Genomic DNA, 20,705 nt, shown 5'->3' on the forward strand with positions numbered 1-20,705 from the left:
CTCATTTCTGCATGCCACACTTGTCGCGTTTTCGCCCCAGGAAGGACGGGCGAGTTGATCGTGAAGGAAGTGGTAATGCTGTTTTTCAGAGGGTTAAAGCCAGCCGCGTGCTGGATGTTTTTGATCGCAGTCCTGGGCTTTGCCCAAGGGGGGGCGGCAGCGCAATTGGCGACTCCTGAGTCCAGGGGCTCGGGAGCCGGCGCAACCGTCGAGCTGGATGCTCAGGAATCTAGATGGATTGCCGAGCACCCGCAAGTCATCGTCGCGTCGGTTCAATACCCGCTTTATCTGTTCAAGGATGAGCACGGTCAATGGAGCGGTTTGAACAATGATCTGCTCAATCGCATCAGTGCCATGACGGGTTTGCAGTTTGTTCACGAAGAGTCGTTTTCTACCGAGCAGTTGCTCGGGCGTCTGGAAAGTGGCGAGGCGGACATGAGCACCACCCTGGCAATGAATGACGAGCGCAAGGTGTTCCTGGATTTCAGTCATGCGTTCGGTGGCGCTGGGTGGGTGTTTGTCGGGCGGGCAGATGCACCTGTCGTGCACTCCCTCGAGCAGTTGGCAAAAAGAGTGCTGGTGCTGCCGGCCCGGCACGCACTCGAAGGCTCGATTCGCCGCGACTACCCGGCGATCGAGTTGCGCACGGTCAAGACTTACGCCGAAGCCAGGGCGCTGGTTGAAAGTGGTGAAGCCTTTGCCACCATCGAAAATGAAATCGGGGCGCAACTCTATCCGTTGGGGCAACTCAAGGTCGGGCATGCAGTGGAGGGCAAATGGGAGGCTGATCACCTCGCGGCACGCAAAGGTCAGTCGCCGTTGCTGAGCATTCTGAACAAGGCGCTTGAGGCTTTTTCTGCGGCTGAATTGCGCGCCATTCGCCTCAAATGGCTCAATGGGGTCGCTCCCGTTCAACCTCCCTCTCCCTGGCGGCAGATGACTCACTGGGTTTGCTGGGGCATGTTTATCGTCAGCCTGTTCGGTCTGCTTTCCTTGCTCTGGAACCGCAGGCTCGCGGCGCTGATCAAGCAACGCATAGACGCTGAGAAAGGTCTGGGCGATCAGCTTGCGTTCCAGCAAGCGTTGATGGACGCCATGCCCGATCCGATGTTTGTTCGTGATCTGCAAGGGCGCCTGATCATGTGCAACAAGAGTTACGAGGACAGCCTCGGCACCCGATTTGATCAGGTTCAGGGCCGGCAGCTGATTGAACTCGATGTGTTGCCCAACGACACCGCAGCGCTGCTGCATGCCGAGTTCATGGCGCAAATGGAGACTCGAAAACCACGCTTCAGTGAACGCCAATTGATGTTCAACAACGGTGTCAGGGACATCTACCAGTGGACGGTGCCGTTCTACAGCGCCGACGGTCAATTGCGGGGGTTGCTGGGGGGATGGACCGATATCGGTCACCGGACAAGGCAACTGTGAATCGGCTGTTTTTTCCCTGTCATCTTTGCCGTGCATGCTCTGTCGACCAGGGACGCCGACGCGTCTGCACCTGGAATCCAGAACTTTCTTCTCGGGCCAGTGGTCATTTACTGTGAACACGCCCCAGGCACTTTGTTTTCGGACTATTGAGTGGTGATCGAGATGGAAAGTATCAGTCTATTGCTCGGTGAGGCTCTGAGCCCGTATCAGGTCACGCTGACCCCGTCGGGCGCCCATGGCGAATGCCTGGTGACACTGAAGAATGCGACCGGCGCGATCGTGGTCGAACGGGCGTTCAATCAAGCCCAGTTAACCGATTACCGTCTGCTGACGGATGTCGTCGACGGCTTGCACCGCGACGTGCTGATTGCCGAAGGACGGCTGGAGCCCTGCGTCATCGCGGCTTTGCGCCATGCGGCTCAGGACAAGATTCTGGCCCGCCGAAATTGAATTTTTTTTTGTGGGAACCTTCCTGCTCTCAGGTCAGTCAGAGCATGTAACAGCAGGATCAAGCATTGTGCTCCGGTGTTTGTAGCTTGCTGTTACTGGTCTTTATGTAGGCCACGTTTAACCCCGAGTCGTCTCCCCACTTCTCGGGGTTTCTTTTGCCTGCGATTTGTCATTGCCCGATTTGCTGCTCGAAAAAAGCTTTGGCTTCTTTCAGATAGTCATTGCGTCTTTCCGGGTCCAGCCAGTCAGCGTACAGCTGATCCAATCGATCATGGGGCAGGGTGCGCAACAGCCGATTGATCTCGAGGATGGCTTGTCGGCCCAGGGGCGTATTGGAGCAACCAATGTGCCCCGACAGGTATTTACCCGTGCCCTTGACCGGGAAAAACTCTAGCTGATCGTCGGCGATGTGCTCTCTATTGGCCTGATAGCGAATCTCCGGCCAATATCCCAAGACCATTTGCAAACGGCCCAGGCGCTGCATCTGCAACAGGCTGGCGAGGGCATCGTTGCCGTAATGGGGAGTCAGCGCGTCCGGTGGCGCCAGTTTCAGCAGCGCGTCGAGGACTTGGCCATAGCTGCGCTCGGCGACGACGCCGATTTTTTTCCCGCCACTGGCCAGCAGTGTCGCGAGATCGACTTCGCCGTCGATCAGAAAAGGATCCAGCACCGCACGGTCTGCCCGGCGGACGACAAGTCCATTGCTCACCGCGCGGAAGGCCGGAATCGAGAACGCAATCCACTGTTCACGCGCCTTGGTCCAAACCAGCGAGGGATCGCAGGTAAACGATTCTTCCTGGAGCATCTGCATGCCGCGGGCCCGGTTGACCCGCATCAGGGCATGCTCGTACTGCGGCATGCCGGCAATCAACAGCGGCAGGATCTGATCGACAATCCCCTGACCCTTTCTCGGACCTTCGAAAATCATCGTGGGCGGCAAGTCGCGGAGTAACCAGATCAGCGTCTCTTTAGGTTGCGCCACAACGGGAGTTGCCAGCCCGGCCAATAGCCCCAACACCGCCGCTGTACGCCAGTTGCGGGTGTTGTGAATGGCTGTTGAAAGGGGGCGTTTCAGCTTAGATAGCCCCGTCTTCTCGCAGCTTGGCAATCTGTTGCTGGTCGTAACCAAGATCGTTGAGTACCTGCGCATTGTGTTCGCCCAACTGCGGCCCGACCCATTCGCAATCGCCGGGTGTCTCTGAGAGTTTCGGCACAATCCCCGGCATCTTGAAGTCTTTACCGTCCGGCAGCTTGGCCTGAAGGAACATTTCCCGGGCCAGGTATTGCGGATCGCTGAACATGTCTTCGGCGCTGAAGATCCGGCTGACGGGCACCTCGGCCTGATTCAGCAGCGCAAGCACGGTATCAAGCGGCTGCGAATTGACCCAGCGATCGATCACCCCGTAAATCTCGTCGCGGCGGCTGTCGCGTCCGTCGTTGCTGGTCAGCACCGGGTCGTTGGCCAGGTCTTCGCGACCGATGATCAGCATGAAGCGTTTGAAAATCGCGTCGCCATTGGCACCGATCTGCACATGCTTGCCGTCGGCGCTGGTGTGGATCGAGGAGGGCGTGATGCCCGGCATGATGTTGCCGGTGCGTTCGCGGATGAAGCCGAACACGTCGAACTCCGGCACCATGCTTTCCATCATGGCGAAGATCGCCTCATACAGCGCCACGTCCACCACTTGGCCCTGGCCACCGTTGACCTCGCGATGACGCAACGCCATCAGCGCACCAATCACACCCCACAGCGCGGCGATCGAGTCACCGATGGAAATCCCGGTGCGCACTGGTGGTCGGTCTTCGAAGCCGGTGATGTAGCGCAGGCCGCCCATGGATTCACCGACGGCACCAAAACCTGGCTGATCTTTCATCGGTCCGGTCTGGCCGAACCCTGACAGCCGCACCATCACCAGTTTCGGGTTGAGGGCGTGCAAGACTTCCCAGCCCAGACCGAGCTTTTCCAACACGCCAGGGCGGAAGTTCTCAATCAGGATGTCCGCTTCGCTCAGCAGTTTTTTCAGGATCGCCAAGCCTTCCGGGTGTTTCAGGTTCAACGTCAGGGATTTTTTGTTACGGGCCTGGACGAACCACCACAGCGAGGTACCTTCGTACAGTTTTCGCCATTTGCGCAGCGGATCACCGCCGTCGGGGGATTCGATCTTGATCACTTCGGCGCCGAACTCTCCGCAAATGCGCGAGGCAAACGGCCCGGCGATCAAGGTGCCCAATTCGATGACTTTCAGACCTGAGAGCGGTTTGGCGGTGAACGGCATGCTGGATCCTGTAGGACAAAGGCTGAGCGGATATAGCCTTTTAACATAGCCGAATGTCAGACGACCAAGGTTGATCGCCTTCAATTCGTTGATTGCCTACTGCATCGGTTAGACTTGCCGCCTTTCCTCGTATCAAGAAGCCCGTTCATGGCCCAGCCGTCCACGACCTACAAGTTTGAACTGAACCTCACCGACCTCGACCGCAGCGTATACGAGACCGTGAAGCAGACCATCGCCCGTCACCCTTCAGAAACCGAAGAGCGCATGACTGTGCGGCTGCTGGCCTACGCCTTTTGGTACAACGAGCAGCTGTCGTTCGGGCGCGGTCTGTCAGACGTGGATGAACCTGCGCTGTGGGAAAAGAGCCTGGATGACCGTGTCCTGCACTGGATCGAAGTCGGCCAGCCTGACGCTGATCGCCTGACCTGGTGCTCGCGCCGTACCGAGCGCACCAGCCTGCTGGCCTACGGCAGCCTGCGTGTCTGGGAAACTAAAGTGATCCCGGCGATCAAGAACCTGAAAAACGTGCACATCGCGGCTGTTCCGCAGGACATCCTGGAAACCCTGGCCAAAGACATGCCCCGCGTTATCAAGTGGGACGTGATGATCAGTGAAGGAACGATTTTCGTCACCGACGACCGTGGCCAGCATGAAGTCCAGTTGCAGTGGCTGAGCGGCGAACGCGGCTGATTTTTCGCCGTTCGTACGCGTTATCCGGTTTTATCCTACGTATTCAAGAGAAGCACCTGTCACCCCATGCGCATCGAACCTCGCCTGTTGCCCGACACCCTGCCATTCCTCGGTGATCTGCCGCCGCTGCTGACGCGTCTTTACGCGGCGCGGGGCGTGCAATCGGAGGCGGAACTGGACAAGAGCCTGGCGCGGTTGATTCCGTTCCAGCAGCTCAAAGGCATCGATGCGGCGGTGGATTTACTGGTGACGGCGCTCGAACAGCGCCAGCGGATTCTGATTGTCGGCGACTTCGACGCCGATGGCGCGACCGCCAGTACCGTGGGCGTACTGGGTTTGCGCCTGCTGGGCGCGGCGCATGTCGATTATCTGGTGCCGAACCGATTTGAATATGGCTATGGCCTGACCCCGGAAATCGTTGAAGTGGCGCTGACGCGCACGCCGCAATTGCTGATCACCGTGGACAACGGCATCTCCAGTGTCGAAGGCGTGGCGGCGGCGAAAAAGGCTGGTCTGAACGTACTGGTCACTGACCACCACTTGCCCGGCGACGAACTGCCGATGGCCGATGCCATCGTCAATCCGAACCAGCCCGGTTGCGAATTTCCGAGCAAGGCACTGGCCGGCGTCGGGGTGATTTTTTACGTATTGATGGCCCTGCGCGCGCGTTTGCGCAGCCTCGGCTGGTACGCAAACACGCCGCAGCCAAACATCGGCGAGTTGCTGGACCTGGTGGCGCTGGGCAGCGTCGCCGACGTCGTGCCGCTGGATGCCAACAACCGGATTCTGGTGCACCAAGGCCTGGAGCGGATTCGCGCCGGGCGTGCCCGTCCGGGCATCAAAGCGATTCTCGAAGTGGCCAAGCGTGAACCGGCGCGCATCACCTCGACCGACCTGGGCTTCATTGTCGGCCCGCGCCTGAATGCGGCGGGGCGCCTGGATGACATGAGCCTTGGCATCGAATGCCTGATCACCGACGACGCGGGTCTGGCGCGGGAAATGGCCGTGCAACTCGACGGCATGAACCAGGACCGCAAATCTATCGAGCAGGGTATGCAGCGTGAAGCGCTGGCTCAGCTGAAAGATCTGCCGGTGGAATCGATGCCGTTTGGCCTGTGCCTGTTTGATCCCGAATGGCACCAGGGTGTCATCGGAATCCTCGCCTCGCGTATGAAAGAGCGTTATTTCCGTCCGACCATTGCCTTTGCCGATGCCGGCGATGGTCTGCTCAAGGGCTCGGGGCGTTCGGTTCAGGGTTTCCACATTCGCGATGCCTTGAGCGTGGTGGCAGCGCAGCATCCGAACCTGATCAGCAAATACGGCGGCCATGCCATGGCGGCCGGTTTGACCTTGCCGGAAGCGAATTTTCCGTTGTTCGCCGAGGCCTTTGACGCTGAAGTGCGCAGGCAATTGCGCGAAGAAGACCTGACCGGGCGTTTGCTGTCGGACGGGGTTTTGGCTGTCGAAGAATTCCATCTTGAACTGGCCCGTGCGTTACGCCATGCAGGCCCGTGGGGGCAGCACTTCCCGGAGCCGCTATTCCATGGCGTGTTTCAGTTGGTTGAACAACGGGTCGTCGGCGAGCGGCACCTCAAGGTGGTGCTGAGAAGTGAATGCGGCTCGGTGAAGCTCGATGGCATCGCCTTCGGCATCGACCGCGACATCTGGCCGAACCCGACCATCAAATGGGTGGAACTGGCCTACAAACTCGACCTCAACGAGTTTCGCGGGAACGAGACGGTGCAGCTGATGATTGCCCATATCGAACCGCGTTGACCCCTTCGCGAGCAAGCTTCGCTCCTACAGGATTTACGCGAACCCTGTAGGAGCGAGGCTTGCCCGCGAAAGCGATCTTTCTGACACCGAATCCCTCGGAACCCTCCCTCATCCCCCGATGTCGACTAGGCTCTAAGCACTGCTTGATTGGCCTTGTGACGTCTTGTCGAATTTTTTGCCCGCGGGGGCGGGTGCTGCGCCTTTTTCCTGTCACTCGTCGACTTTTCAAACAGAACCCTGGAGCCTGCCCACTGATTCGAGAGGTGCCCCATGAGTCTGCTGCTTGAACCCTATACTCTTCGTCAATTGACCCTGCTCAACCGCATTGCCGTTTCACCGATGTGCCAGTACTCCAGCGTCGATGGCCTAGCCAATGACTGGCACCTGGTCCACCTCGGCAGCCGTGCCGTCGGCGGCGCCGGTCTGGTTTTCACCGAAGCCACGGCCATCACGGCCGACGGGCGTATCACTGCCGAGGATCTCGGCTTGTGGAATGACGAACAGATCGAACCCCTGCAACGCATCACCCGCTTCATCGCCGCTCAGGGGGCGGTGGCCGGCATTCAACTGGCGCACGCCGGGCGCAAGGCCAGTACCCATCGGCCGTGGATCGGCAAGCATGGCAGCGTCAAACCCGAAGACGGGGGCTGGGTGCCGGTGGGGCCTTCGCCGATTGCTTTCGACCCGCAGCACACGCACCCCAAGCAGCTTGATGAAAGCGAGATCGCCGAGGTCATTCAGGCCTTTGTCGCCGCAGCCAAGCGGGCACTGACCGCCGGTTTCAAAGTGGTCGAAGTACACGCTGCTCACGGTTACCTGTTGCATCAGTTTCTTTCGCCCCTGAGCAATCAGCGACGCGATCAATATGGCGGTTCGTTCGAGAACCGGATCCGGCTGGTGCTGCAGGTTACCGAAGCGGTGCGTGCGGTTTGGCCTGAGGAGCTGCCGGTGTTTGTGCGGGTGTCGGCCACCGATTGGGTGGAAGACGGCTGGAATCCGGATGAAACCGTGGAGCTGGCGCGACGCCTTCACGCATTGGGTGTAGACCTGATTGACGTCTCGTCGGGCGGTACCGCGGCCAACGCCGAGATTCCTACAGGGCCCGGTTATCAGACCCGCTTCGCCGAACGTGTGCGCAAGGAGTCGGGCATTGCCACCGGTACGGTAGGCATGATTACCGAGCCGGCCCAGGCCGAGCACATATTGCGCACCTGCCAGGCGGACATCATCTTCCTCGCGCGTGAACTGTTGCGCGATCCGTATTGGCCGCTGCATGCGGATGATGATTTGGGTGGTCGCAAGGCGATCTGGCCGGCGCAGTATCAGCGGGCGACCCATCGGGATCAGCCAATTCATGAGTCGGATTTACGCGACTGAATGCGGCTGTAAAAACAAAAAGCCCCGATCGATTTGATCGGGGCTTTTGTGTTTCTGGGCCGGGATGTTTGTTGTCTGTCAGGACGTCTTCGCGGGCAAGCCTCGCTCCCACAATGGAATTCATGGAATCCGTATTTTGTGTACGCCACAGATCACTGTGGGAGCGGGCTTGCCCGCGAAGGGGCCGGTCCAGACAACCCCTTAATATCAGGTGTATTTACGCTTATCCGGCGCCGGCGGGAAATACTGGTACAACCAGGTCTCACTCAACGTCCGGTCATTGGTGCGAATGAACAACCGCAGCTCAACCGGCGCCACGCTGTCGTTGGTCGGGTACCAGTCAAAGGTAATCCGATAGCCCTTGATGTCATCCAGCACCAGCACATTGAAGTCTTTCACCTCACCGTTCGAACACGTGACCACTGGCTCGATCCCCGCGCCTTCCGGCAAACGGTCCAGACCGCCACCGGTGAAGTCCACGGCAAACCGTCGCGCCCAGACTTGCGGGTAATGCTCGCCCGGCGCCCAGCCCTCGATAAAGCCGCCCATGCCCGAACGGGTCGCGTTGACCCGCGCCAGCGGCGTGCCTACCGGCGGCAGGGCGCTCCAGTAGAGCTTGTAGCCGTAGTTCAACGAATCACCGGCCGCGACCGGTTTTTTCGGGGTCCAGAACGCGACGATGTTATCGAGGGTTTCACCGGTCGTAGGAATTTCCAACAGGTCGATAGAGCCTTCGCCCCACGCGGTCGTAGGTTCTACCCACAGGCTTGGACGCTTGCTGTACCAGTCGACGGTGTCCTGATAATTGGCGAACTCGTGATCGGTCTGCACCAGGCCGAAACCTTTCGGGTCGGTGTCGGCAAAGGCGTTGAATTGCAGGGTCGCCGGGTTGTTCAGCGGCCGGCAGATCCACTCGCCGTTGCCGCGCCACATCGCCAGGCGATCCGAGTCGTGGATTTGCGGGTGAATGGTGTCGCACATGCGGCGCTCGTGAGTGCCGCAGCTGAACATGCTGGTCATCGGTGCGATGCCCAGTTGTTCGATGGCGGTGCGCGCATTGATGTGGGCGTCAACCTCCATCACCACGCGTTCGGCCTGGCAATCAATGTCAAAGCGGTACGCGCCGGTGGCGCTTGGCGAATCCAGCAGGGCGTAGACCACGAAGCGGGTGCTGTCCTTGGTCGGGGTCTCGAACCAGAACTTGGTGAAATCCGGGAACTCCTCACGCTTCTTGGCGTAGGTATCAACCGCCAACCCTCGCGCCGACAGACCGTATTGGCCAGTGGCGTCTACCGCACGGAAATAACTCGCGCCGAGGAAGGACAACACGTCGTGCCTGTCCAGTTCCGGTGCCTTGAACAGCTTGAACCCGGAAAACCCCAGGTCGCCGGTCAGCTGTTTGGTGTCGACCGTGGTTTTTTCGTAGTTGAACAGGGAAGGGCGGAAATGCACTTCACGGGCCTGACGCGTCTTGGGATCGACGCTGTACATGCGCACTGGCTGCTTGAAGCCCATGCCGACGTGGAAAAACTGCACGTCCAGCTGACCGTTCAGGTCTTTCCACAGCGAGTGGTTGCCGTCGTAGCGGATCGCGTTGAAATTCTGCGGCGTCATGGTCGCCAGCGTCGGTGGCAGCACCTGCTTGGTGTCCTGATAACGGTTGCCGGCGAGTTGCTTGGCCTGAATCTTCAGCGCCTCGAAATCGAACGCCTGGGCCTCGCCATCAGCGGCGCCGTTGCCCGCCCAGGCATGAGCGGCCAGCAAGCCGGTGGCTGACAAGCCGGTATAGGCAGCGATGGCCATGGACGCTTTGAGCAAATTCCTGCGATGCATAAGTACAACCTGTCGTTAACAATCCCGCGCCGTTCCTGGCACGTGCTGGATCAAAAATATCGGTTCGGACATGCCTTCGGCCAAACGCAACGGACTAGGGGGGCGTTCTCCATTAGTTTCCCCTCCGCGCCGGGTCTGCTGTTGTGCAGGGCAAGGCGCGAGAAGCGTGGTTTGGTCATTCCAAATAAGCTTCGAGCAACGCAGCCCTGCACAACAGCAGGCCCGGCCCTTCGGGTTGTGCCTTAAAGCGGGCCAGCCTGCGTTGCAGGCCTTGGAAAGGGAACAACCATTCCCAGCGGCCTGCGCCTTGCCTGGCCCGCTTTAAGGCGACAACGCGGAGGGGAAACTAATGGAGAACGCCCCCTACACAGATGCCAAATAGCTTAAACCGTTCGGTTGCAGAGAAAAAATGATTGGTAGCACTTTGACGGTGCGGCAATGAAACAAGAAATGTCGGTTAAGTTTTCCGACAGCACTTTCTGATTTATAGGGCATTTCTGCTTTTTTTGACTAATTACTCTAAAAACCGCTTTTCAGCGCCGGGAATGTTCCTATTCTGTGTTCATGGCCGGTTTCTGCCCTTCAGGCCGGCGACTAATAAAAGGATAGGGCGATGCGGTTTTTGAAGTTTTCTCGGTCTTATAGAAGGACGTCGTCCATGACGAAAGTACAAGGCATCACCGAAATGTTAGGAATCTTTCCCTGCCTGGCGACCGGGCGACGAAGGCATCGGCTCAATTCGGACGAAATGAAGCTGTTGGAGCGTTATCGCGAGTTATCGGAAAGCGACCGGATCGCGATGCGGTATCTGGTGGATGCGATGCGGAGTGTTTCGCGGTTTTGACTAGAGATGTCTACCGTGAAAGCCAATAGGCTTTCACGGTGGCCAGACTGGTCAGTTTTCCTGCTTCGGCGTTGGTGATGCCTTCGTGGATTGCTTGTCGGCGAGCAGCGATGTTTTTTTGCACGGAGGTCTGGTGCAGATTTTTTTCTGCAAAGGAGCTATCACATGGAATCGCTTCGACGACGCTTTGGCTGGTGAGACGCGATTTTTTCATGGTTGCGGATTGTTCCTTCATGAGGGCATTTGAACCGGTATACCCAAACCAAAGGGGCGGACTTTGCGTCAGCCCCTTTTTTATCTGTTTGTCCCTACCCTCAACTGCAAGTGCCCACGATCGTGAACGGTCGTTGTGCCTGCATCAGATCAGGCACGTCCCGCCACTTGATCCACGCCTGATTCTGCCAATGCAACAGCGGCACCGAGATGCCTGCCCACTGCAACGAGCTGAGGCTTGGAATGTTATCCACAGTTGGCGCATTCGAATTACGCAGCATGGGGATGACTTCGTTGCTCAACCATTGGCGCAGGTTTCGGTTTTCCGGGATGAAATGATGGACAAGCAGGGCATACATTCCCGATTCGCTGACCATCAGCGATTCGATGGTTTTGCCGTCCTTCTGCAGCCAGACGTATCGGCGTTGATCGGGATCAAGTTTAAAAGTGAGGCGTTGGTCCATCGGACGGCCCATCAGGCGACCGAGATCCTGGACGCAGAACCAAGCTTGGTTGTCCTGAATTAAAGCGTGGAGAAAGCGGTTGTGGCGAGTGAAGACGGCAGGGATGAAATGAGGATGGGTTTCGGACGGATTTAGCGTGTGCTTGAGCATTTTTCGACTCCATGTTGATAAGGGAGCCGCCACTAATCCTTCGACAGATTATGGGTGGCGGACCGTGCGGCGTTCGAAGTCGGAACATTCTCGATCAACACGGAAAAGCCGAGAGGCCCGCGCCACACGGCCCACCATAAAGCAAAACTGAAAGGCAAAAAATTGCCCCAGTTCATATGGGGGCGCGGATGCGCCATGTTGATGATTTACCGGCTTCGACCCCGGGTCGCTGATTTGGCAGCGACGAGGTCAAGCCTATCGTTCAGGCGCTCGCGGCGCCAAGTCTACTCTGGCGCCGGGTGTTGTAGGAATTGGTGCTTTTACCGGAAGGTTCGGTCTGTAGGAATTTCCTGTTTTTGCATAAGAGTCAGCGCCACGCGGCGTCCGACTGGAATCTCTGTTTTTCATTGCCTATGGTCAAAAAGCGCCAAGGAAATTTCGGTGCTTAACGTACAGGCTTAAAAATGGAGAACGCCTTGAAAGTATCCCTCAAACAGATCAACGGTCCTTGGGACCTGGGATGGGTGCTGGACAAGCACATGATAAGTAGTACCTTTCTAGGGGACGATGAGCACGGAAACCCACGCTTCGATAACCACCGTACTGAGGTAGGACAGGCAACCTACCAGCTCAAGTACCAGAAGGATTGGAGCCAGGTGGGCCCTCTTGCTCAAGCTGTAGCTGCGAATGTTTTACCTAAGCTTGCTCAAGTAGGATTCGTAGTTCCTATGCCGGCTTCGAATGTTCGTGCCCGACAACCCGTTACTGAGGTGGCCATGGAGTTAGGTCGAATAATCGGAAAGCCTGTATTCTCGGATTTACTCCGAAAGGCCGCTACGGGGCAATCGCTTAAAGATTTGCATTCCAAGGCTGAAAAGGTTGCTGCTATTGGTGCTAGCTTCAGTGTGAATGATCAAATTACAAGTACAGGCTGTTGGAATGTTTTGGTCGTTGATGATTTGTTTGACAGTGGGGCGTCAATGGATGCCGCCTGTGCTGCTTTGCGTAAGTATCACAAGGTTGGGAAAATCTACGTCGCGGCATTAACTTGGAAATGAGATAGATGACAACTGTATTTATTGCGGGCTCTATTAATATCAAACACCTTGATCCGAAGGTTAAAGAGCGTATCAATAATATCGTTGATTCAGAGTTTGATGTCGTGGTTGGTGACGCAGGCGGAGCCGACACATCCATCCAAGAGTATTTGTTGAGCCTGACCCGATCCAAAACTACTATTTATTGCAGTGGCGTCGTCCCGCGAAACAATCTTGGAGAGTGGCCAGCTAGAACAGTGGAAACCAAGCACTCCAAAGGGTCGCGAGCTTTTTTTACGGCGAAGGATGTTGTCATGGCCGAGGCCGCGGATTACGGCCTGATGATATGGGATGCAAAAAGTACTGGAACACTGAGTAACGTAATTGAGCTGTTGTCTCGAAAGAAAAAGTCGCTCGTTTTCGTTAACAAAGAAAAAGCCTTTAAAGTGGTCGGGAACGTGAGTCAGCTAGAGGAACTCGTTGCGTTTATGTCGGATCACGCTAGACAAAAGGCAGATGAAAAAATCAAGCTTTTCGATCGCATATCTTTGCTGAAACACGACCAGGCAGAGCTGTTGCTTTGATGGTTTTAACTTCAGTCTATGGCTGTGAATAACTCCCCTTTCTCTAGGAGTGTGAGAAAGGGGATATTTCAGCGCCGGCACCAATAACGGTGCCGAGGAACCTTACCGACCAACCTTCCAGGCATCCCCCGCAGGCGCAGTCCCGTGGTCATACGGCTTGGCAATCCACATGTACAACAACCCCAACCCAATAACGATCGCCGTACTCAGCACCATCGCGTAGTTGATGTACCACGTCGCGTCCGGCGTACGCGGCCAGGCCATGTTGATGATCGCGCCGACGCCGTAAACCAGCGCGCCGATGTTCACGGCCCAACCCCAGGCGCCAAGGGTGAATTTGCCGCTCGGTTTCCAGCCTTTCATCCGCGCATACAGCGCTGCGAGCACGATCATCTGGAACGCCAGATAGATGCCGATCGCGGCGAAGCTGACGATGGTTGCCACTGCGTCTTGCAGGAAGAAGCCAAGAATAATGATCAACGCCGGCAGGACGCCGGACACGAATAGTGCAGCAACCGGCACCTGTGTCGTAGGAGAGATCTTCTTCAGCAGTGAGCTGCCGATGACCATTTCATCTCGTGCGTAGGAATACAGCAGACGACTCGCCGCCGCTTGCAGGCTGATGACGCAGGAGATGAAGGAAATCATCACCACGCCCATCACCACTTTCGAGCCGACCGGGCCGAAGGCGTTGTTGAGGATGGTGGTGACCGGGTCTTTGTCGGTGCCGTTGATCACGGCTTGCATGTCCGGCACGGCGAGGATCAGTGCCAGGCAGGCGAACATTGCCGCGATGCCGCCGATGTAGATGGTCATGCGCATCGCCACCGGGATCTGCTTGCTCGGGTTCGGGGTTTCTTCGGCGACATCGCCGCAGGCCTCGAAGCCGTAGTACAGGAACATCCCCGCCAGCGAGGCGGTGAGGAAGGCCGGCAAGTACGAGCCGTTGATGCTGATATCGAAGGTGTTGAACAGCACGCTGATCGACTGGTGACGCTCGAAGATCAGCAGGTAAACGCCAACGATCACTGCGCCGACCAGCTCGCAGAGGAAACCGAACATGGCGATCCGCGCCAGCACTTTGGTGCCGCTGAGGTTGACCAGGGTGGCGAACAGCGTCAGGAACAACGCGATGACGATGTTGGTGTTGTTGCTCGGTTCAAAGCCCATCATCGCGGCCAGGTACGGGCCGGCACCGACGGCAACGGCCGCGATGGTCACGCAGAGGGCGATGGAGTAGATCCAGCCGACCATCCACGCCCAACGCTTGCCCACCAGGCGACGAGCCCACGGGTAGACACCACCGGAGATCGGGAACTGCGAGACCACTTCTCCGAAGATCAGGCACACCAGCAACTGGCCGCAACCGACCAGCAAATAGGCCCAGAACATCGGTGGCCCACCGGCGGCGAGGCACAGGCCGAACAGGGTATAAACCCCTACGACCGGAGAGAGATAAGTGAAGCCCAGGGCGAAGTTTTCCCACAGGCTCATGCTGCGATTGAAGTTCGAGGTGTAACCCAGCTTGCGTAGCTGCTCTGCGTCGCTGTCCGCGACGGGTACAGCGAGTTCGGGTGTTGTATCCATGGTGTTAGCTCCGGAAAATCGGCAGATTTCGGATGTCCGAAACCGTGGCGGGGCCGTGAAGGCGCTGCCCGGATCGGTGGTTATTGTTTTGGCTTCTTTGGGGTGGAACCTGGTGGTGCCGGGTGCCAGTTTCTTCCTTGAGTTTGCGGTGACGCCATCGCGGGCAAGCCCGCTCCCACAGGGACGGTGGTGAACCTGCCCGCGATGTTTTTAATGCTTGAACATCACATGCCGGACTACGGTGTAGTCCTCCAGCCCGTACATGGACATGTCCTTCCCGTAGCCGGACAGTTTCTGACCGCCATGGGGCATTTCGCTGACCAGCATGAAGTGCGTATTCACCCAGGTGCAGCCGTACTGCAAGCGTGCAGACAAGCGATGCGCACGACCGACATCCGAGGTCCAGACCGACGACGCCAGGCCGTAGTTGGAATCGTTGGCCCAGCCCAGCACCTGCGCTTCATCGGTGAATTTGGTCACCGACACCACCGGCCCGAACACTTCGCGACGCACGATTTCGTCGTCCTGCTGAGCATCTGCCAACACGGTGGGTTCGAAGAAGAAACCATTCCCCTCCACAGACTTGCCGCCGGTGATTAAACGGATATGCGGTTGCGCCACGGCACGTTCGACAAACCCGGCCACGCGGTCGCGATGTTGTGCCGTAATCAGCGGACCCAGCTCGGTCGACGGATCATCCTGCAACCCATATTTGATGCTGCTGACCGCTTCGCCGAGTTTCTCGACGAATTTCTCGTAGATGCCTTCCTGCGCGTAGATACGGCACGCCGCGGTGCAGTCCTGGCCGGCGTTGTAGAAACCGAAGGTGCGAATGCCTTCCACGGCGGCGTCGATATCGGCGTCGTCGAAGATGATCACAGGGGCCTTGCCGCCCAGTTCCATGTGCATGCGTTTGACGCTGTCGGCGGTGCTGGAAATGATGTTCGAGCCCGTAGCGATCGAACCGGTCAAAGAAACCATGCGCACTTTCGGGTGAGTCACCAACGGGCTACCGACGGTCGGACCACGACCGAAGACGAGGTTGAGTACGCCGGCCGGGAAGATTTCCGACGCAAGTTCAGCCAGACGCAACGCAGTCAGTGGGGTTTGTTCCGACGGCTTGAGTACCACGGTGTTACCGGCGGCGAGGGCCGGGGCGATTTTCCAGGCGACCATCATCAGCGGGTAGTTCCACGGTGCGATGGAAGCGATCACGCCGACCGGGTCGCGGCGGATCATCGAGGTGTGGCCGGGCAAGTATTCGCCGCCCGCCGAACCGCTCATGCATCGGCTGGCGCCGGCGAAGAAACGGAACACGTCGGCAATCGCCGGGATCTCGTCGTTCAGTGCGGCGCTGTAGGGTTTGCCGCAGTTGTCCGATTCCAGTTTGGCCAACTCTTCGCCGTGGGCTTCGATGGTGTCGGCGAGTTTGAGCAGCAGCAACGAGCGTTCTTTTGGTGTGGTTTGCGACCAGCCTTCGAAGGCGGCATCGGCGGCGCGTACGGCGGCGTCGACCTGGGCTTCGCTGGCTTCGTTGATTTCCACCAGCACACGACCGAGGGCCGGGTTGAATACGGGTTGGGCGGGGCCGTCGCCGTCGATCAGTTGGCCGTTGATCAAGAGTTTGGTTTGCATGGCTTTGTCCTCTTCGAAGCTATTATTTTTCTGCCGGAACCGGATCCCTGTAGGAGCGAGGCTTGCCCGCGAAGCTTTTGGCTTTCTTGAGGACGCCTTCGCGGGCAAGCCTCGCTCCTACAGGGGCCGGTTTCTACAGTGGATATTGAGTTGTTCGTTATTTCCCGCCGCTACCGGCCACGCTTTCACCGCCCCGGGTCAGGTAATACGCGCCGAGAATCGGCAGCATGGTCACCATCATCACCAGCATCGCAACGACGTTGGTGACCGGCACGTCCCGTGGGCGGCTGAGCTGGTTGAGCAGCCACAGCGGCAGGGTGCGTTCATGGCCGGCGGTGAAGGTGGTAACGATGATTTCGTCGAACGACAGCGCAAACGCGAGCATGCCGCCGGCCAGCAGCGCCGAGCCGAGGTTCGGCAGGACGATGTAGCGGAAGGTTTGCCAGCCATCGGCACCGAGGTCCATCGAGGCTTCGATCAGACTGTGCGAAGTGCGGCGCAAACGGGCGATCACGTTGTTGTAGACGATCACCACACAGAAGGTCGCGTGGCCGACGATGATGGTGAACATCCCCGGCTCGATCCCCAACGTCTTGAACGTCGCCAGCAGCGCGATACCGGTGATGATCCCGGGCAGCGCAATCGGCAGGATCAGCATCAGCGAGATGCCTTGCTTGCCGAAGAACTCGCGCCGGTACAACGCCGCCGAGGCGAGGGTGCCAAGGACCATCGCGATCAACGTTGCGATGGCGGCAATTTCAGCTGACAGCTTGATCGCCTCCAGCACGTCAGGCCGCGAGAACGCCACGCCGATCCACTTCAGGGTGAAGCCCTTGGGTGGAAAGCTGAACGCCGCGTCTTCGGTGTTGAAGGCGTACAGGAAGATGATCAGGATCGGGAAGTGCAGAAACACCAACCCGCCCCAGGCCGCGATGCGCAGACCGATAGAGGCTTTGTCAGAGTGCATCGAAGGCCCCCAGTCGTTTGACAATGGACAGGTAAATGGCGATCAGCACAATCGGCACCAACGTGAAGGCGGCCGCCATCGGCATATTGCCGATCGCGCCTTGCTGGGCGTAGACCATGCTGCCGATGAAGTAGCCCGGTGGGCCCACCAGTTGCGGCACGATGAAGTCGCCCAGGGTCAGCGAAAAGGTGAAGATCGAACCGGCCGCGATGCCTGGAATCGACAGCGGCAGAGTCACCTGCATAAAGGTCTGGCGCGGCTTGGCACCAAGGTCGGCAGAAGCTTGCAGCAGAGACGGCGGCAGACGTTCCAGCGAGGCCTGGATCGGCAGGATCATGAACGGCAGCCAGATGTAGACGAACACCATGAAACGGCCCAGATGCGAGGTCGACAACGTGCTGCCGCCCACCCCCGGAATGCCCAACACGAATTGCAAAACCGGCTCCAGCCCCAAGTGCTGAACAAACCACTGCGCCACGCCGCCCTTGGCCAGCAGCAAGGTCCAGGCGTAGGCCTTGACGATGTAACTGGCCCACATCGGCATCATCACCGCGATGTAGAAAAACGCCTTGGTCTTGCCGGTGGTGTAACGCGCCATGTAATAGGCAATCGGAAACGCGACGATAGCGCTGGCGATCGACACGGCAACGGCCATGCTCAGAGTGCGCAGGATGATGTCGAAGTTCGACGGCTGGAACAGCGCTGCAAAGTTTGCCAGGGTCAGGTCGGGGGTGACCGCCATGGTGAAGTCATCGAAGGTGTAGAAACCTTGCCACAGCAGAACCAGCAGCGAACCGAGGTAGATCGCACCGAACCAGAGCAGCGGCGGCACCAGCAGCAGCGACAGGTAAAAATTCGGTCGGCGGTACAACAGGTTTGAAAACCTGCGTAACGGCGAACCTCCCGCCGGGGTTTGAGGGATAGCCACGGAGGTCATCTCACACTCCGCCGACAACGGTGTCGTGCAGCGGGATCATCGCCTCGCGCGCCCAGCGTGCGCTGATGCGTTGCCCGGTCTGGTGCTGGGCGCTGACGTCCAGCCACTGCACGTTGGCCTGGCTGATGTTGAGGGTCTGGCCGTTTTCCAGTTTCAGTTCATAGCGCGTGGCGCTGCCCTGGTACTGAATGTCGTGGAGCAAGCCGCTGACTTCAATCTCGTGACTGGCCAGCGGGCCTTCGGCGAAACGCACGTGTTCCGGGCGTATCGAAAACGGCTGTGGATTGCCGCTCAATTGCTTCGCCAGATCACCGCGAATCACGTTGGACGTGCCGACGAATTCCGCGACGAATGTGGTGGCCGGTTTCATGTACAGGTTGCGCGGTGTGTCGACCTGCTCAATGCGACCCTTGTTGAAGACGGCCACGCGATCAGACATCGACAGCGCTTCGGTCTGGTCGTGGGTGACGAAAATGAAGGTTATGCCGAGTTGGCGTTGCAGCTTCTTCAACTCGCTCTGCATTTGTTCGCGCAGCTTCAAGTCGAGGGCGCCCAGCGGCTCGTCGAGCAGCAGCACGCGAGGACGATTGACCAGGGCGCGGGCCAGGGCTACACGCTGGCGCTGACCGCCGGAAAGTTGCACCGGCTTGCGCTCGCCGTAGCCGCCGAGGGCGACCATGTCGAGGGCTTCTTCAGCACGTTTCTGGCGTTCGGTTTTACCGACGCCTTTGACCTTCAAACCGTAAGCGACGTTGTCGCGTACGTTCATGTGTGGGAACAGCGCGTAATCCTGAAACACCGTGTTGACGTCACGCTCATACGGCGGCAGCCCGGCGGCTTCTTCGCCATGAATACGGATGGAGCCTGCGCTCGGTTGTTCAAAACCGGCGATCAGGCGCAAACACGTGGTTTTGCCCGAGCCGGAAGGGCCCAGCATGGAAAAGAACTCGCCGTCCTGGATATCGATGGAAACCCGGTCAACGGCCTTCACTTCGCCGAACTGACGGGAAACGTTGGTGAACTGGACTGCAAGCGTCATGGTGCGGTGCTCCGAAAAGGCGAGGGTCGTCACAGCGGCCTTGCCTGGACATCTGAAAAAAACCGAATCGTTGCGGTGTACTCGGTCCGCTTTTAGCTCCCTCTCCCTCCGGGAGAGGGCGGGGGGTGAGGGCAGCGGTTTTGGCCCTTGCCCAGATATTCGAGGTAGCCTCAAAAGCCACCCCTCACCCCAGCCCTCCCGAAACGTCGGACCGCCCCAGAGGGGAGAGGGGGAAAGGGAGCCGATCGAGTTGTTCCTAAAATCTATCTGCCGCCCATGATCGCGATGTAATCCTGGGTCCAACGGCTGTACGGCACGAATTTGCCGCCCTCAGCCTGCGGGGTTTTCCAGAAGGCCAGGTTGTCGAACTGAGCGTAGCCATTGGACGCACACCCTTCGGCGCCCAGCAGCTCGCTGGCCTTGCAGCCTTCAGGCACGGCTGGAAGCGCGCCAAACCAAGCCGATACGTCGCCTTGCACTTTTGGTTGCAGCGACCAGTCCATCCACTTGTAAGCACAGTTCGGGTGCTTGGCTTCGACGTGCATCATGGTGGTGTCCACCCAGCCCGTAGCACCTTCTTTCGGGATGACAGAGGCAACCGGTTGCTTGTCGGCCACCAGGCCGTTGACCATGTATCCCCAGGTACTGGACGCCACGACACCTTCGTTTTTGACGTCACTCATCTGCACGGTCGCGTCATGCCAGTAGCGGTGGATCAGGGGCTGTTGCTTGCGAAGCAGGTCCAGCGCCGCTTTGTACTGCACTTCGTTGAGCTCGTACGGGTTCTTGATGCCCAATTCCGGCTTGATCGATTTGAGGTAGAGCGCGGCATCGGCGATATAGATCGGGCCGTCGTAGGCTTGAACCCGACCCTTGTTGGACTTGCCGTCCGGCAGGGTTTGCTCTTCGAACACCACACTCCAGCTATCCGGCGCCGTCTTGAACACGTTGGTGTTGTACATCAACACGTTCGGGCCCCACTGATACGGGGTGCCGTAGGTTTGTTTATTGACGACGTACCAAGGGCCATCCTTGAGGCGAGGGTCGATATTCTTCCAGTTCGGAATCAACGCAGTATTGATCGGCTGCACACGCTTGCCGCCGATCAACCGCAACGAGGCATCGCCCGACGCCGTCACCAGGTCGTAACCGCCCTTGGCCATGAGGCTGACCATTTCATCGGAAGTCGCCGCGGTCTTCACATTGACCTTGCAGCCGGTTTCCTTCTCGAAACCGGTCACCCAGTCGTACGCCTTGTCGCTTTCGCCACGTTCGATATAGCCGGGCCACGCCACGATATCCAGCTGACCTTCGCCGGCACCGACGGCTTTCAGCGGTTCGGCGGCCTGGAGGCTGGCGCTGGCCAATAGTGCTGTGGTGATTGCACTGAGCAGTGCGGTCTTGTGCACGAACAT

Annotated in this window: 19 protein-coding genes; 8 read left to right on the forward strand and 11 right to left on the reverse strand. The window is 58.4% G+C overall.

Going from position 1 to position 20,705, the window contains the following annotated elements:
- The first annotated feature begins 75 nt into the window (after positions 1–75).
- Positions 76–1,431, forward strand: coding sequence for a transporter substrate-binding domain-containing protein (locus ACYZT6_RS03245; RefSeq protein WP_462025697.1), 1,356 nt, complete (start codon positions 76–78; stop codon positions 1,429–1,431).
- Between the two features lie 162 nt (positions 1,432–1,593).
- Complete coding sequence (locus ACYZT6_RS03250) at positions 1,594–1,881, forward strand: DUF3509 domain-containing protein (RefSeq protein ID WP_131062584.1); 288 nt, start codon at positions 1,594–1,596, stop codon at positions 1,879–1,881.
- 169 nt (positions 1,882–2,050) lie between these two features.
- Here ACYZT6_RS03250 and ACYZT6_RS03255 read toward each other — a convergent pair whose 3' ends face one another.
- A complete protein-coding gene (locus ACYZT6_RS03255) occupies positions 2,051–3,031 on the reverse strand; it encodes a TIGR02285 family protein (protein ID WP_462025698.1) in 981 nt (326 codons plus the stop codon).
- Positions 2,958–4,157, reverse strand: coding sequence for a CaiB/BaiF CoA transferase family protein (locus tag ACYZT6_RS03260; protein WP_462025699.1), 1,200 nt, complete (start codon positions 4,155–4,157; stop codon positions 2,958–2,960). Before ACYZT6_RS03260 ends, ACYZT6_RS03255 begins: the two co-directional genes overlap by 74 nt.
- A 147-nt stretch (positions 4,158–4,304) precedes the next feature.
- On the opposite strand from ACYZT6_RS03260, the gene ACYZT6_RS03265 reads away from it, so the two are divergent.
- From ACYZT6_RS03265 to ACYZT6_RS03275, 3 genes are all read left to right on the forward strand, one after another.
- Entirely contained in the window at positions 4,305–4,847 is a 543-nt protein-coding gene (locus ACYZT6_RS03265) for a YaeQ family protein (protein ID WP_150709869.1), read from the forward strand.
- A 66-nt stretch (positions 4,848–4,913) separates the two neighbouring features.
- Positions 4,914–6,623: a single-stranded-DNA-specific exonuclease RecJ gene (gene recJ / locus ACYZT6_RS03270; RefSeq protein ID WP_462025700.1), complete on the forward strand. Its 1,710-nt coding sequence runs from the start codon at positions 4,914–4,916 to the stop codon at positions 6,621–6,623.
- A 270-nt stretch (positions 6,624–6,893) separates the two neighbouring features.
- On the forward strand, positions 6,894–8,000 hold the full coding sequence (locus tag ACYZT6_RS03275) for an NADH:flavin oxidoreductase/NADH oxidase (protein ID WP_462025701.1): 1,107 nt from the start codon (positions 6,894–6,896) through the stop codon (positions 7,998–8,000).
- 207 nt (positions 8,001–8,207) lie between these two features.
- On the opposite strand, the gene ACYZT6_RS03280 is transcribed toward ACYZT6_RS03275, so the two are convergent.
- Positions 8,208–9,833, reverse strand: a complete 1,626-nt coding sequence (locus ACYZT6_RS03280) for a glucan biosynthesis protein D (RefSeq protein ID WP_462025702.1) — start codon at positions 9,831–9,833, stop codon at positions 8,208–8,210.
- Positions 9,834–10,491: 658 nt separating this feature from the next.
- Between ACYZT6_RS03280 and ACYZT6_RS03285 the strand changes: the two genes are divergently transcribed.
- Entirely contained in the window at positions 10,492–10,677 is a 186-nt protein-coding gene (locus ACYZT6_RS03285; protein WP_438662641.1) for a hypothetical protein, read from the forward strand.
- A gap of 10 nt (positions 10,678–10,687) precedes the next feature.
- On the opposite strand, the gene ACYZT6_RS03290 is transcribed toward ACYZT6_RS03285, so the two are convergent.
- Both ACYZT6_RS03290 and ACYZT6_RS03295 read right to left on the reverse strand, forming a co-directional pair.
- A complete protein-coding gene (locus ACYZT6_RS03290; RefSeq protein WP_462025703.1) occupies positions 10,688–10,891 on the reverse strand; it encodes a hypothetical protein in 204 nt (67 codons plus the stop codon).
- Positions 10,892–10,991: 100 nt separating this feature from the next.
- The gene (locus ACYZT6_RS03295; RefSeq protein WP_462025704.1) at positions 10,992–11,504 is read right to left on the reverse strand and encodes a BRO-N domain-containing protein; all 513 of its coding nucleotides are present in this window, start codon (positions 11,502–11,504) and stop codon (positions 10,992–10,994) included.
- A 476-nt stretch (positions 11,505–11,980) separates the two neighbouring features.
- On the opposite strand from ACYZT6_RS03295, the gene ACYZT6_RS03300 reads away from it, so the two are divergent.
- Together ACYZT6_RS03300 and ACYZT6_RS03305 are read left to right on the forward strand one after the other, a co-directional pair.
- Positions 11,981–12,562: a ComF family protein gene (locus tag ACYZT6_RS03300; protein ID WP_462025705.1), complete on the forward strand. Its 582-nt coding sequence runs from the start codon at positions 11,981–11,983 to the stop codon at positions 12,560–12,562.
- Between the two features lie 5 nt (positions 12,563–12,567).
- Complete coding sequence (locus ACYZT6_RS03305) at positions 12,568–13,125, forward strand: hypothetical protein (protein ID WP_462025706.1); 558 nt, start codon at positions 12,568–12,570, stop codon at positions 13,123–13,125.
- Between the two features lie 102 nt (positions 13,126–13,227).
- On the opposite strand, the gene ACYZT6_RS03310 is transcribed toward ACYZT6_RS03305, so the two are convergent.
- From ACYZT6_RS03310 to ydcS, 6 genes are all read right to left on the reverse strand, one after another.
- Positions 13,228–14,712: an APC family permease gene (locus ACYZT6_RS03310; protein ID WP_462025707.1), complete on the reverse strand. Its 1,485-nt coding sequence runs from the start codon at positions 14,710–14,712 to the stop codon at positions 13,228–13,230.
- A gap of 210 nt (positions 14,713–14,922) precedes the next feature.
- A complete protein-coding gene (locus tag ACYZT6_RS03315; protein WP_462025708.1) occupies positions 14,923–16,347 on the reverse strand; it encodes a gamma-aminobutyraldehyde dehydrogenase in 1,425 nt (474 codons plus the stop codon).
- 157 nt (positions 16,348–16,504) lie between these two features.
- Positions 16,505–17,314 (reverse strand): ABC transporter permease, encoded by an 810-nt coding sequence (locus ACYZT6_RS03320; RefSeq protein WP_462025709.1) that lies wholly within the window; start codon positions 17,312–17,314, stop codon positions 16,505–16,507.
- Positions 17,304–18,251 carry an ABC transporter permease gene (locus tag ACYZT6_RS03325; RefSeq protein ID WP_462025710.1) on the reverse strand — a complete coding sequence of 316 codons (948 nt, stop codon included), beginning with the start codon at positions 18,249–18,251 and terminating at the stop codon, positions 17,304–17,306. The genes ACYZT6_RS03320 and ACYZT6_RS03325 overlap by 11 nt, the downstream gene beginning before the upstream one ends.
- A 1-nt stretch (position 18,252) precedes the next feature.
- Complete coding sequence (locus tag ACYZT6_RS03330) at positions 18,253–19,290, reverse strand: ABC transporter ATP-binding protein (protein ID WP_462025711.1); 1,038 nt, start codon at positions 19,288–19,290, stop codon at positions 18,253–18,255.
- A gap of 263 nt (positions 19,291–19,553) precedes the next feature.
- Entirely contained in the window at positions 19,554–20,705 is a 1,152-nt protein-coding gene (gene ydcS, locus ACYZT6_RS03335; protein ID WP_462025712.1) for a putative ABC transporter substrate-binding protein YdcS, read from the reverse strand.

The organism is Pseudomonas sp. RT6P73 (assembly GCF_054897715.1).

Excerpts from the sequence above, each read along its gene's own strand:
- ACYZT6_RS03320 (WP_462025709.1), bottom strand. The coding sequence starts at position 17,314 with ATGCACTCTGACAAAGCCTCTATCGGTCTGCGCATCGCGGCCTGGGGC.
- ACYZT6_RS03305 (WP_462025706.1), top strand. The coding sequence starts at position 12,568 with ATGACAACTGTATTTATTGCGGGCTCTATTAATATCAAACACCTTGAT.
- ACYZT6_RS03310 (WP_462025707.1), bottom strand. The coding sequence starts at position 14,712 with ATGGATACAACACCCGAACTCGCTGTACCCGTCGCGGACAGCGACGCA.
- ACYZT6_RS03250 (WP_131062584.1), top strand. The coding sequence starts at position 1,594 with ATGGAAAGTATCAGTCTATTGCTCGGTGAGGCTCTGAGCCCGTATCAG.
- ACYZT6_RS03255 (WP_462025698.1), bottom strand. The coding sequence starts at position 3,031 with ATGCGCAGGTACTCAACGATCTTGGTTACGACCAGCAACAGATTGCCA.
- ACYZT6_RS03290 (WP_462025703.1), bottom strand. The coding sequence starts at position 10,891 with ATGAAAAAATCGCGTCTCACCAGCCAAAGCGTCGTCGAAGCGATTCCA.
- ACYZT6_RS03295 (WP_462025704.1), bottom strand. The coding sequence starts at position 11,504 with ATGCTCAAGCACACGCTAAATCCGTCCGAAACCCATCCTCATTTCATC.
- ACYZT6_RS03275 (WP_462025701.1), top strand. The coding sequence starts at position 6,894 with ATGAGTCTGCTGCTTGAACCCTATACTCTTCGTCAATTGACCCTGCTC.
- ACYZT6_RS03330 (WP_462025711.1), bottom strand. The coding sequence starts at position 19,290 with ATGACGCTTGCAGTCCAGTTCACCAACGTTTCCCGTCAGTTCGGCGAA.
- ACYZT6_RS03315 (WP_462025708.1), bottom strand. The coding sequence starts at position 16,347 with ATGCAAACCAAACTCTTGATCAACGGCCAACTGATCGACGGCGACGGC.
- recJ (WP_462025700.1), top strand. The coding sequence starts at position 4,914 with ATGCGCATCGAACCTCGCCTGTTGCCCGACACCCTGCCATTCCTCGGT.
- ACYZT6_RS03265 (WP_150709869.1), top strand. The coding sequence starts at position 4,305 with ATGGCCCAGCCGTCCACGACCTACAAGTTTGAACTGAACCTCACCGAC.
- ACYZT6_RS03285 (WP_438662641.1), top strand. The coding sequence starts at position 10,492 with ATGACGAAAGTACAAGGCATCACCGAAATGTTAGGAATCTTTCCCTGC.
- ydcS (WP_462025712.1), bottom strand. The coding sequence starts at position 20,705 with ATGTTCGTGCACAAGACCGCACTGCTCAGTGCAATCACCACAGCACTA.
- ACYZT6_RS03245 (WP_462025697.1), top strand. The coding sequence starts at position 76 with ATGCTGTTTTTCAGAGGGTTAAAGCCAGCCGCGTGCTGGATGTTTTTG.
- ACYZT6_RS03280 (WP_462025702.1), bottom strand. The coding sequence starts at position 9,833 with ATGCATCGCAGGAATTTGCTCAAAGCGTCCATGGCCATCGCTGCCTAT.
- ACYZT6_RS03260 (WP_462025699.1), bottom strand. The coding sequence starts at position 4,157 with ATGCCGTTCACCGCCAAACCGCTCTCAGGTCTGAAAGTCATCGAATTG.
- ACYZT6_RS03325 (WP_462025710.1), bottom strand. The coding sequence starts at position 18,251 with ATGACCTCCGTGGCTATCCCTCAAACCCCGGCGGGAGGTTCGCCGTTA.